The organism is Serratia sp. UGAL515B_01 (assembly GCF_033095805.1).
Classification (GTDB): domain Bacteria; phylum Pseudomonadota; class Gammaproteobacteria; order Enterobacterales; family Enterobacteriaceae; genus Chania.
The window spans coordinates 91,843-103,680 of the sequence record NZ_CP109901.1 but is presented as its reverse complement, the minus strand read 5'-3'; the positions used below and the strand labels follow the sequence as shown (position 1 = coordinate 103,680).

General features: G+C 49.8%; 11 protein-coding genes. All 11 read right to left on the bottom strand.

Annotation, left to right across the window (positions count from 1 at the left end; all coding sequences use genetic code 11):
• Nucleotides 1-423, bottom strand: coding sequence for a nitric oxide-sensing transcriptional repressor NsrR (nsrR, locus tag OK023_RS00755; protein WP_317694287.1), 423 nt, complete (start codon nt 421-423; stop codon nt 1-3).
• Nucleotides 424-806: 383 nt separating this feature from the next.
• Nucleotides 807-2,105 carry an adenylosuccinate synthase gene (locus OK023_RS00750; protein ID WP_317694286.1) on the bottom strand — a complete coding sequence of 433 codons (1,299 nt, stop codon included), beginning with the start codon at nt 2,103-2,105 and terminating at the stop codon, nt 807-809.
• A 96-nt stretch (nt 2,106-2,201) separates the two neighbouring features.
• Nucleotides 2,202-2,402, bottom strand: a complete 201-nt coding sequence (locus OK023_RS00745) for a DUF2065 domain-containing protein (protein WP_317694285.1) — start codon at nt 2,400-2,402, stop codon at nt 2,202-2,204.
• Nucleotides 2,403-2,499: 97 nt separating this feature from the next.
• Entirely contained in the window at nt 2,500-3,510 is a 1,011-nt protein-coding gene (gene hflC / locus OK023_RS00740) for a protease modulator HflC (protein ID WP_317694284.1), read from the bottom strand.
• A gap of 3 nt (nt 3,511-3,513) precedes the next feature.
• Nucleotides 3,514-4,779: an FtsH protease activity modulator HflK gene (hflK, locus tag OK023_RS00735; RefSeq protein WP_317694283.1), complete on the bottom strand. Its 1,266-nt coding sequence runs from the start codon at nt 4,777-4,779 to the stop codon at nt 3,514-3,516.
• A 217-nt stretch (nt 4,780-4,996) separates the two neighbouring features.
• Entirely contained in the window at nt 4,997-6,277 is a 1,281-nt protein-coding gene (gene hflX / locus OK023_RS00730) for a ribosome rescue GTPase HflX (RefSeq protein ID WP_317694282.1), read from the bottom strand.
• A 98-nt stretch (nt 6,278-6,375) separates the two neighbouring features.
• The gene (gene hfq, locus OK023_RS00725) at nt 6,376-6,684 is read right to left on the bottom strand and encodes an RNA chaperone Hfq (RefSeq protein ID WP_317694280.1); all 309 of its coding nucleotides are present in this window, start codon (nt 6,682-6,684) and stop codon (nt 6,376-6,378) included.
• Nucleotides 6,685-6,797: 113 nt separating this feature from the next.
• Nucleotides 6,798-7,739, bottom strand: a complete 942-nt coding sequence (gene miaA, locus OK023_RS00720) for a tRNA (adenosine(37)-N6)-dimethylallyltransferase MiaA (protein WP_317694279.1) — start codon at nt 7,737-7,739, stop codon at nt 6,798-6,800.
• Nucleotides 7,732-9,603: a DNA mismatch repair endonuclease MutL gene (gene mutL / locus OK023_RS00715; protein ID WP_317694278.1), complete on the bottom strand. Its 1,872-nt coding sequence runs from the start codon at nt 9,601-9,603 to the stop codon at nt 7,732-7,734. Before mutL ends, miaA begins: the two co-directional genes overlap by 8 nt.
• 22 nt (nt 9,604-9,625) lie before the next feature.
• Nucleotides 9,626-11,356 carry an N-acetylmuramoyl-L-alanine amidase AmiB gene (gene amiB, locus OK023_RS00710; RefSeq protein ID WP_317694277.1) on the bottom strand — a complete coding sequence of 577 codons (1,731 nt, stop codon included), beginning with the start codon at nt 11,354-11,356 and terminating at the stop codon, nt 9,626-9,628.
• A 7-nt stretch (nt 11,357-11,363) separates the two neighbouring features.
• Nucleotides 11,364-11,834, bottom strand: a complete 471-nt coding sequence (gene tsaE, locus OK023_RS00705) for a tRNA (adenosine(37)-N6)-threonylcarbamoyltransferase complex ATPase subunit type 1 TsaE (RefSeq protein ID WP_317694276.1) — start codon at nt 11,832-11,834, stop codon at nt 11,364-11,366.
• Nucleotides 11,835-11,838 lie beyond the last annotated feature (4 nt).

Sequence of the window (11,838 nt, the reverse complement as noted above, 5' to 3'; positions counted from 1 at the left end):
TTAGACAAGCAAAAGCTTGTAGAGCGGTGGATTATCTTCAACCATCTCGGCCAGAGTATGGTTATCCAGCTCTTCAAGGAAATTATGTACAGCCTGCCGGAGCACAGGCTTCAGGCGACAGGCGGGGGTAATATGGCAAAAATCGTTGCTGCAATTGACCAACGAAAGTGGTTCCAATGCGCGCACTACATCGCCAAGACGGATAGTCTTGGCCGCTTTCCCCAACCGAATACCGCCGTTTTTACCTCTAACAGCAGTAATAAAACCATCACGGCTCAATTGGTTGATAATTTTTACCATATGATTACGTGAAACACCGAACACCTCAGTAACTTCAGAGATACTGGTCATTTTGTCCGCTGGCAATGATGCCAGGTAGATCAACGCCCGCAAGCCATAATCAGTAAAACTTGTTAACTGCACGTTTACCTCTAGATACCAGCTTATCCGTCTATGCTCATCATACAATCCGAATTATTTAGAGCATAAAATACAGACTCTCAGCGATATTCGTTGGATGTCTCATGAGATAATAAACCAGCCAGAGAGCTGGCAGCTAATTATTTAGCGTATGGAAGACGTTAAGCCAGCTCAATGGAAGGATTTTTTAGGTGAAATGGCATTCAGGGAGAATAGATCAGCGTAATAAACCGGGACAACGCCCGGTTTATTTTATGCTCGTCATACTTCAAGTGGCATAAGTGTTAGCTGCGTTGGTTACTCAGCCCTTCCATGGGCTTCACCCCTTCCGGGTCGCTACAAGCAACTCGAATTATTTAGAGTATATGACGGTAGCTACCCGCAGATTATGCGTCGAACGGATCGCGCAGGATCATGGTTTCGCTGCGATCTGGGCCCGTTGAAATGATATCTATCGGTATTCCCGTCAGTTCTTCAATACGCTTGATGTAGTTCAGCGCTGCTTGCGGCAATTTACTGTGTTCTTTTACACCAAAAGTTGTTTCGCTCCAGCCAGGCATTGTCTCGTAAATAGGCTCGATACCTTCCCAACCTTCAGCTGCCAATGGAGTTGTGGTCATTTCACGACCATCCGGCATACGATACCCCACACAGATCTTCACTTCTTTCAAACCATCCAGGACATCCAGTTTAGTCAGGCAGAAACCAGACAACGAGTTGATTTGTACGGCGCGGCGTACAGCGACCACGTCCAGCCAGCCGGTACGACGGCGGCGGCCAGTGGTTGCACCGAACTCATTACCTTGCTTGCAAAGATACTCGCCGATCTCATCAAACAGTTCGGTTGGGAATGGGCCCGCACCTACGCGTGTAGAGTAGGCTTTCACAATGCCCAGAACATAGTCCACATACCGTGGGCCAATACCTGAACCCGTTGCTACGCCACCAGCAGTGGTGTTGGAGGAGGTAACATACGGATAGGTACCGTGATCGATATCCAACAGCGTACCTTGCGCCCCTTCAAACATGATCAGGTCACCACGTTTGCGCGCACCGTCCAACAATTCAGCAACGTCTACAACCATCGCTGTCAGGATGTCGGCAATCGACAATACATAGTCAAGCGTCGTCTGATAATCGACAGCATCAACTTTGTAGTAGTTAACCAATTGGAAGTTATGGTAGTCGATGATTTCTTTAAGTTTGACGGCAAAGGTTTCCTTGTCGAACAAATCACCAACACGCAGACCACGGCGGGCTACTTTATCTTCATAGGCCGGGCCAATACCACGGCCAGTAGTGCCGATCGCTTTGGCACCTCGTGCTTTCTCACGCGCATTATCCAATGCAACGTGGTATGGCAGGATTAGTGGACAGGCTTCAGAGAGCAACAGGCGTTCGCGTACCGGGATGCCGCGCGATTCGAGCTCACCCATTTCTTTCATCAATGCGTCCGGTGCCAGAACAACACCGTTGCCGATGATGCTGGTTACGTTTTCACGCAAGATACCTGAAGGAATTAAATGAAGAACGGTTTTTTCACCGTTGATAACCAGAGTGTGGCCAGCGTTATGGCCACCTTGGTAGCGCACAACATATTGAGCCCGTTCAGTCAGCAGGTCTACGACCTTACCCTTACCTTCGTCACCCCATTGGGTGCCCAGTACGACGACGTTCTTACCCATTTTAAAATCACCGATTGCTTAAAAATGGATTCTACCATCGTAATTCTCGAGTTTCAGCACTTTTAGCCTACGACTATGTACTTTTTCGACTAAAGTTTAGCCCCCCGTGCGACTACGCAACATGTAGTAGATAACGCAGCCTGCAACTACTAATGCACCACCAAAACGCCGTAATGTTGGATCGGGTAATTGTGTCATTGCCCGGATCATTTTCCGCCACGCCTGTGGAAACAGCATTGGCCCTAATCCCTCAAGCACCAAAACCAGTCCGAGCGCAAGCCAGATCGTTGAATTCATTTTTACCCCATAAAAGAAAGGGCCCGCTTAACGGACCCTGTATACCCTTATGCTCAGCCTATAAAACTTAAAGCCATCGAGTAGCATTATGCTGACGTTATCTGTTGTGCGTCGGTTCAGGCGTCTTCATGTAGCGGAAGAAATCACTGTCCGGGCTCAATACCAATACATCCTGATTGCCTGGACCAAAGCTGGTCTCATAGGCACGCAGACTACGGATGAAAGCATAGAAATCCGGGTCCTCACTAAAGGCTGCAGCAAACAGTTTTGCAGCTTCAGCATCTCCAGCACCACGGGTAATACGCGCCTGGCGCTCTGCTTCAGCCAAAGTACGTGTTACTTCGTAGTCTGCTGTTGCACGCAGCTTTTCAGCTTCTTCCTGCCCTTGCGAACGGTGACGACGAGCTACGGCCTCACGTTCTGCACGCATACGCTGGAAGATTGCGTCCGACACTTCAGCAGGCAGGTTGATCTGTTTGATACGCACGTCAACAACTTCAATACCTAGTGCCGCCATACTGTTCGGGTTAACCTGCGGCCTTTTGCCTGTGGTTTCCTGTTCAACACGCGCCGCAGCAGAAGCAATCGCATCATCAGCTTCTGTGGTGGCGACTTCCTCACCGTCACCTACAGTACCGGTATTCAGCGCGTCACGGACATCTGACATCAGGCGGCCACGTGAATCGGTGACAATATCTCTCACGTCTAAACGACCAATCTCGGAACGCAAGCGGTCACTGAACTTACGTTTCAACAGCACTTCTGCCTGAGAAACATCGCCACCACCGGTTGCCAGATAGTAGCGGCTAAAATCACTGATACGCCATTTCAGATAAGAGTCAACAATCAGGTCTTTTTTCTCGCTGGTTACAAAGCGGTCGGCCTGGTTATCCATAGTCTGAATACGAGCATCCAGCGTCTTCACTGTTTCAATGAAAGGGATCTTGAAGTGAAGACCTGGCGAATAAACTCGTGGTTTATTTTCGTTGTCGCGCAGTACCTTGCCGAAACGCAGCACAATGCCACGCTCACCTTCTTGTACTACAAACAGTGAGGTATAGAGGGCTACCAGCACCACAGCGACGATAACTATAAAAGACTTACGCATTGATTATTCTCTCCCTACGCGAGTATTGTCGCTACGCTGCGCATTTGCCCGGCGTTGGTCCATCATCGAACTGCCGCTGGTGCTGCTCGAGCTCTTATCTGCCGTTGTGCTAGCAGGTGAAGCTGGGTTGAGACGAATCAGGCTGGTATCTTTACTGCCTTCGGTAGCCGATTTACCGGCCTGACCACGCAGCATCTGATCCAGTGGTAATACCATCAGATTATTATTGCCCTTATCATTCACCAACACCTTACGGGTATGGCTCAGGACTTTCTCCATGGTTTCGATATACAGGCGCTCACGGGTAATTTCCGGCGCAGACTTGTATTCCGGCAGCAGTTTGGCAAAACGAGCGACTTCACCCTGAGCTTCCAAAACGGTACGTGCCTGATACGCTCTGGCATCTTCCAGCAAACGTTGTGCCTGACCATTCGCTCGTGGCTGAACTTCGTTGGCATAAGCTTCTGCTTCACGGATGTATTGCTGTTCGTTTTCACGTGCAGCAATCGCATCATCGAACGCTGCTTTCACCTCTTCCGGTGGGCGCGCAGCCTGGAAGTTAACGTCCAGCAGCGTAATACCCATTTTGTACGGACGAATGGTTTCCTCCAGTACACGCTGAGTATCACTACGCACAATAGTACGGCCTTCCGTCAGGATCTTGTCCATAGTGTATTTGCCGATAACACCACGTAAGGCGCTATCAGTAGCCTGCCGCAGACTGTCGTTGGCATCGGTCACGCTAAACAAATAGGCTGCAGGGTCGGTAACGCGATATTGCACGTTCATTTCTACACGTACCACGTTTTCGTCAGAAGTCAGCATGACACCTGACGCTGCCAGCTCACGTACGGACTCTACGTTAACCGGGCGCACTTCATCAATAAACGTGGGTTTCCAGTTCAATCCTGGCTGTACCAAGTGGCTAAGCTTACCAAAACGGGTAACGACCCCACGCTCGGCTTCTTTAATGGTGTAGAAGCCGCTGGCAGCCCAGATCACCACCACAGCAACCGCTGCAATACCAAAAATTCGACCACTAAAGTTAGGCCCGTTTGAACCGGAGCCACCGCTGTTATTACTATTGGAACCCTTGCCACCGCCCAAACTGCTCAATTTCTTGCTCAGCTTACGGAAGATATCGTCCAAATCAGGTGGACCTTGATCGCGACCACCTTTGTTGTTACCGCCAGAGTTGCCGCCATTATTATTGCTGCTCCCCCACGGGTCGCGGTCCTGTCCGTTATTACCGGGCTGATTCCACGCCATGTTTTAGCTCCATTATTCTGTGATTGGGTACTTCAGGCTAACGCTTTACCCTTGGTCGTTTAAAACACAAAGATGCCAGCTTCCTTTGCTCAACTCAGCAGCTTAGTTAACCAAACCGCTGAGAATTACCTCGGTGTTCACCTATCTGCATAATCAGGTCCATCGGGTATAACCTATTCGGTTATTAAGCAGAACGACTAAATGTAACAGTATATGATCATACGATAAAGTTAATCAGCTCTTGTTCCTGTTTACAGAGGCGACGCCACTCCACGATCGGCATACGCACTACCACACCGATACTGCCGTCGTCTTCATTCCACTCTTTCTCTATTGCCTGAAGCTGATAAAAACGGCTACGAAGACGGCCCGCCTCGGGTGGTAAACGCAATTCATAATGCGCTATTTCCCCCGATAAGCGCTCCGTCAACGCCTGAAATAGCAACGGGATACCTTCGCCGCTAGCCGCAGACAGCCACACTCGGATCGGTAAATTTTCATCGTTGCGATCTATACGCGGGACAAAATCATCCAGCATATCTATTTTGTTCATGACTAACAGCGTAGGGATTTCATCTGACTCAATTTCTGCCAGTACGGTATTCACTGCTTCAATGTTCTCATCCAGCCGCGTATCAGCAGCGTCGATCACATGTAATAGCAAAGAGGCCTGACGCGTCTCCTGCAGCGTTGCTTTAAACGCGGCGACAAGATCATGCGGCAGGTGCCGAATAAAGCCTACGGTGTCCGCCAACACGGTATCACCTACATCAGCTACATCAATACGACGTAGCGTGGGGTCTAAGGTGGCAAATAACTGGTCTGCCGCATAAACCTCGGCAGACGTAATTCGATTAAACAGAGTTGACTTGCCGGCGTTGGTATAGCCCACCAGCGATACGGTAGGTACATCGGCACGAGTACGCGCACGCCGTCCTTGTTCACGCTGCTTCTCTACCTTCTCAAGACGCTTAAGAATTAAACTTATGCGATCTCGCAGCAAACGGCGGTCAGTTTCTAACTGGGTTTCTCCTGGCCCCCGCAGACCAATCCCCCCCTTTTGACGCTCAAGATGCGTCCAACCACGAACCAGCCGGGTTGCAATATGACGCAACTGAGCCAATTCAACCTGCAACTTGCCTTCATGGGTGCGGGCACGCTGGGCAAAAATATCTAGAATCAATCCGGTGCGGTCGATCACCCGACACTCACACAGGCGTTCAAGATTTCTCTCCTGCGCTGGGGAGAGGGAATGATCGAACAGGACAACAGATGCGCCAGTGGACTTTACCGCATCTGCAATTTCTGCGGCCTTTCCTTCACCGACAAAGTATTTGGGATGAGGTGATTTGCGGCTACCAGTAACCACTTGCAAAGCTTCGACTCCCGCAGAGGACACCAACGACTCGAATTCGCTGAGATCTTCCGTATCTTTATCTTGTGAGAAATAGATATGAACCAGCACGGCCTGCTCACCGGCTTCGTAACGGTCAAACAAGCGTGCAACCTCTCAAACGGACACAAACCGTGAGTTTGGGGAGCATAAACAGCACATTGCTGCTTATGCTCTCCGCCATGGTTAACGCGCAACGCACTTTATTCAGTGTCATCGCTTTCCTGCTGCGGCTGTTGTGGCGCAGACGAATTGTTAGCATGGTGATAATTACTGGTGCCTCCGCTCGGATTGTTGCTATGGTGCGATACAGGGCGTGATGGGACTACGGTAGAGATAGCGTGCTTATAAACCATCTGGCTCACCGTATTTTTTAACAGGATGACAAACTGGTCAAAAGACTCAATCTGGCCTTGCAGTTTAATACCATTTACCAAATAAATAGAAACCGGAACACGTTCACGACGCAATGCGTTCAGGAACGGATCTTGCAAAGATTGCCCCTTAGCCATTCTATCTTTTCCTTATTTGTTTGTTGTATATAACTAAGAACCTATCGGTTCTAAAATAAACGACCTAAAAATTTGCGCGCTGAATACTCATCAATTGTACACAATCACTCAACCTATGCACTAACAACCTGTATTACCGAGTCTAAAGCCTCTTCAGGTTTGTCACTGTCCAACCAATGAACCGACTCCCAACCCCGTAACCAAGTCATTTGGCGTTTGGCCAACTGACGTGTTGCGCAAATACCACGATAAACCATCTCATCGTAACTAATTTCGCCAGACAAATATGACCACATCTGGCGATAACCGACACAGCGAATGGAAGGCAAATCCGTATGCAAATCTCCCCGTACAAAAAGCGCTCGCGCTTCCGTTTCAAAACCCGCAGCCAACATCTGATTGAACCGCAGTTCGATACGTTGGTGTAACACCTCACGGCTGACAGGCGCTATCGCAAATTGATGAACGCGGTACGGTAACGATTCACCCGAAATTTTAGTCAGTTCCGTTAAAGTGTTACCCGAAATTAAAAAAACTTCCAGTGCTCTGGTCAGTCTCTGCGGATCATTTGGGTGAATTCGTAGTGCAGCAACAGGGTCGATCTGCTGCAATTGACGATGCACTGACTCCCATCCTTGCTGTAACGCTTGCCGTTCAATCTGTTCACGCACCACCGGATCGGCAGACGGTAAGGGTGATAATCCTTCGAGTAACGCCTTGAAATAAAGCATGGTGCCGCCGACAAGCAACGGAATACGGCCTGCGGCAGTAATCTCGGCCATCTCCTTCAACGCATCAGTACGGAAATCCGCCGCAGAATAAACATCGACAGGATCGCGAATATCAATCAGCCGGTGAGGCGCTAGGGCCAACTCCTCGGCTGTCGGTTTGGCGGTGCCAATATCCATACCACGGTAAATCAGCGCAGAGTCGACACTAATCAATTCGACAGGTAAATGCTGTAGCAGTGTCATCGCCAAGGCGGTCTTGCCTGAAGCCGTTGGCCCCATGATAAAAATAGCCGGAGGGCGGTATATCATTTCAGTTTCAATCATGCTTGAAAGCTGCCAGTGCATCTTTAAAATCAACGGGTTGCAAAAGGTCGCCAGGTGGAGATTTAACCAACTGTGGACAAAGTCGTTCAACATCGGTCAGTAGTTGTATTGCTTGAGAACTGTTCCACAACTCATGCTCGCTGCCTAAATGGCTTGCTAACCAAACGGCCAAAGCAATAGGCGAAATATCCTGATGTTCCGCAAGATAGCCTAACAGCTCAGGGATCAATTTTTGTAAATTTTGCTGCCGTAATGGTAAAGGCACAGCACGCAACGTCACCCGTCCATGATCTAATTGCAATTCCAAACCCATTTTCATCAAAAGAGGTTGGTGGTGCACACAGGCTGCGGTTTCATTTTTGTCCAAAGTTAACTTAATCGGGATGAGTAATGGCTGTGGTTTTAATCCCTCTTCCGTTGGACACAATTGTGCCTGCCGCAACCAACGTTCGGCGATAGGTAAATTGAGCAGAGCCAATTGTTGGCGTTGTTCAAGCAAGGCATAACAAGGCGGATAAATCATAAGCACACGGCCAAAACTGTGTTCACTGCCCGCCAAAGGCGGGTCTTGCAAGGTATTAACCGGCGCAGACAGTGGTTGTTTAACTTTTTCAGTTGGCACTTCTGCTATTGGCACAGCCTGTAACAATTTACCGTAAAGCTCCCCCTCACGCTTTTGGTAGCCACTACCCGCCTGATAAGGAGGCTGCGGCTTACTTTCACGAACAGAAGAAAGCATGGTAGCTTGCCGTTCAAGCTTCGGCGCCGGTTGTGAGAAGTGGTTCCCCCCTGCAGCAACACGGTTTTCCGGTTGCCAGGCTGGGGATTCTTGTGTGGTTTCTTCTGCCAGCGGCAATGGCACATTGCCGGCCTGTTGTAATACGGTTGTCACCGCCTGATAAATAAAATCATGTACCAAACGTGCCTGATGAAAACGCACCTCATGCTTGGCTGGATGAACATTCACATCAACCTGGTGTGGGTCTACTTCCAAATAAAGAACATAGGCGGGCTGTTGATCGGCTTTTAACTGATCCTGATAAGCCTGCCGAATAGCATGGTTGATCAGACGATCACGCATCATCCGGCTGTTGACGTAACAATATTGAATTTCGCCAAGTTGGCTAGCCCCTTGAGGATCGGCCACCCACCCACGAATGCTCAGATCGCCGTGCTGCCAGGAAACTGCGAGGGCATGTTGTAAAAAGGCAGGGCCGCAGATGCTGGCCAGACGCCGCACATGCTGGCTTTCATCTTTGGCTGCACGGTACTGACGCATCAGTTTTCCATTATGGCTCAGGTTGATAACTACGTCGAAACGCGCAAGCGCAATACGTCGCACTATTTCATCAATATGGCCAAATTCGGTTTTTTCCGTGCGCATAAATTTGCGTCTTGCGGGCGTGTTGTAAAACAGATCGAGCACTTCGACCGTACAGCCCACCGGATGCGCCGCAGGTTTGACGGTTACCTCCTGATCACGTCCTTCCGCGTAAGCTTGCCACGCTTCATTCTGCTCAGTTGTACGCGAAGTCAGCACTAGGCGTGAAACAGAACTGATACTGGCTAATGCCTCGCCGCGAAAACCTAGACTAAGGATAGCTTCCAGATCATCGAGCGTGCTGATTTTACTGGTTGCATGGCGTGCCAGCGCCAAAGCCAGATCCGATTTGCCAATCCCACATCCGTTATCTCGGATACGAATCAGTTTGGCGCCACCACGCTCAATATCAATATCAATACGCGTTGCTCCAGCATCCAAACTGTTTTCTACCAGTTCTTTCACTACCGACGCAGGCCGTTCAACCACTTCTCCGGCAGCGATCTGATTAGCGAGCTGTGGTGGTAACACCTGGATAGGCATGTGGAACCCTCTGGTTAGTGCTTCAAGTCTGCGGAATCATCAGCGTCCGATCCAAAGGCGCAACATCCGACTTTAAATTGTTAACACGTTTTAGATCCTTAACGCTCACACCATAATGAGCAGCGATGGATGACAGCGTATCACCATGCGTCACTTTGTACCTAGTTGGCATGGTTTTTTTCACCTTGCCCTCAGCCGGACCCTCTTTATTTTTCCCAGCAGGTACTTTCAAGCGTTGACCAACCCATATACCGTCTTTCTTGAGTTTATTCAGATCGCGTAACGTTGCCATACTGATGCCATAGCTGTCGGCAATTCCGGAAAGCGTTTCAGACGGCTTGACCACATGGATCTGCGTTTTCGCTAGGCTGTTATTATTCGAATAACTCCCAGACACGCGTTGTTTCAATTCTTGTGTTGTGGGTTTAACCGCCGCTGCGGCCTCCAACGAATGGTTTTCCACCTTTGGGTCGGCTTGTAGCGGATGTGCCAGGAAATAACTGCGCAAGCCATTGTGGATCGCCTGTGCAATTTTATCCTGATACGCGCTACTGCCTAGCAGCCGCTCCTCCGTGCTGTTACTGATAAATCCTGTTTCCACCAGCAGCGATGGAATATCCGGTGAACGCAGCACGCCAAGGCTGGCGTGTTCCGGGCGGCGTTTGTGCAACGAACCCACTTTTTGTAACTGTTGTAATACTTTTACCGCCACGTCATAACCGACGCGTTGGGAATGACCGAATTGCAGATCGAGTACTGCCTGACTCAGATAAGGATCGGCCTGGCTATTAGCCAACAAGTCACCCGCACCACCCAGTAGCTCAGACTGTTTCTCGTGTTGCTCCAACCACCCCGCCATTTCGCTATTAGCACGCCGATTAGAGAGTACCCAAACTGAAGCACCATTGGCACTAGGATTAGGCGCGGCATCAGCATGGATGGAAACCAACACGTTAGCACCTTGCTTACGCGCGACATCAGAACGTCCCATGACCGAAATAAAGTAATCCCCGGTACGCGTCATCACCGGTTTAAACATTGGGTCCTTGTCCAGCAAGCTTCTTAGCCGGTGCGCAATACCAATGGTCACATTCTTCTCTTTTAGACCGCTGGGCCCGATGGCTCCGGGATCTTGCCCACCGTGCCCAGCATCTATCGCCACAACGACGCGATCGCCAGAGCCGCTAGAAACTCGAGCGCTTCGGGGCGTGACTTCGCTTGCCGTACCAGATACAGCGGCCTTATTAGTAAAAGGATTAGAACCACTCTGCGTTACCGGTGTTCTATGCGCCGGTTTGCTAGCCACTGATGCAGTGGCGGATGACTTACGTACGGTATTGGTGGGCGTACCCACTTCAGCGGTTATGGTGAATACTACCGTGTACGTCGTGCCATCCTGACGTGTTACTGCGCGGGTTTTTGAGCGCTTGGTCAGGTCAAACACCAACCTCACACTCTGGGCATCCTTTGGTTTACTGGAACGAATGCCCTTTACAAGATTCTTACCGCTGAAATTCAGCGGTAAACCACCAACCGTAGCACTTTGGTTGACATCCAGAATAACCCGTTCTGGCGTATGTAATGAGAAGAAAGCGTAGGCTGGGGGCCCATTGAAACTTACCAAGACCGTTGCCTCGTTCTGGGCATTAGTCACTTTGATATCGGCCAATGACGAGGCTGCAAAAGCGCCAAAGGGACCCCAAAGTAGCATCAGCAAAGCAATAACAACAAGCTTTCTTAACCTATACATCATTGCTGCGTTATCCTTGTCGCTCATGGATGCGATCTAAAAGCTGGCTGCCATAGGCGGAAACAGCTTGGAGCTTCGCACACCGGCCTTCATCATGGTAGCTGAGATGCAGTTCCAGATCGGGAGCAGGTAGTATACCGACGCCCTGCTGCGGCCATTCCACTAGGCAAATGGCATCATGTGCAAAATAATCGCGGATCCCCATAAATTCGAGTTCTTCTGGATCGGCTAGCCGATACAAGTCAAAGTGATATACCGCTAAGGGATGTAATGCATAAGGCTCAACCAAGGTGTATGTGGGGCTTTTTACATTGCCCACATGACCCAACGCCTGCAAAAAGCCGCGGCTAAAGGTGGTTTTACCCGCACCTAAATCACCATAAAGGTAAATCACGCTGGCGCGATCGCACAATTTTGCCAAGGAAGCACCTAGAGTGACCGTCGCTGCCTCATCCGGTAGAGGTAAAACAAGTTCTTTCATTCGA

Coding starts and splice junctions, on each gene's coding strand:
- OK023_RS00750 (WP_317694286.1), bottom strand. CDS start 2,105: ATGGGTAAGAACGTCGTCGTACTGGGCACCCAATGGGGTGACGAAGGT.
- OK023_RS00745 (WP_317694285.1), bottom strand. CDS start 2,402: ATGAATTCAACGATCTGGCTTGCGCTCGGACTGGTTTTGGTGCTTGAG.
- hflC (WP_317694284.1), bottom strand. CDS start 3,510: ATGCGTAAGTCTTTTATAGTTATCGTCGCTGTGGTGCTGGTAGCCCTC.
- hflK (WP_317694283.1), bottom strand. CDS start 4,779: ATGGCGTGGAATCAGCCCGGTAATAACGGACAGGACCGCGACCCGTGG.
- hfq (WP_317694280.1), bottom strand. CDS start 6,684: ATGGCTAAGGGGCAATCTTTGCAAGATCCGTTCCTGAACGCATTGCGT.
- miaA (WP_317694279.1), bottom strand. CDS start 7,739: ATGATTGAAACTGAAATGATATACCGCCCTCCGGCTATTTTTATCATG.
- mutL (WP_317694278.1), bottom strand. CDS start 9,603: ATGCCTATCCAGGTGTTACCACCACAGCTCGCTAATCAGATCGCTGCC.
- amiB (WP_317694277.1), bottom strand. CDS start 11,356: ATGATGTATAGGTTAAGAAAGCTTGTTGTTATTGCTTTGCTGATGCTA.
- tsaE (WP_317694276.1), bottom strand. CDS start 11,834: ATGAAAGAACTTGTTTTACCTCTACCGGATGAGGCAGCGACGGTCACT.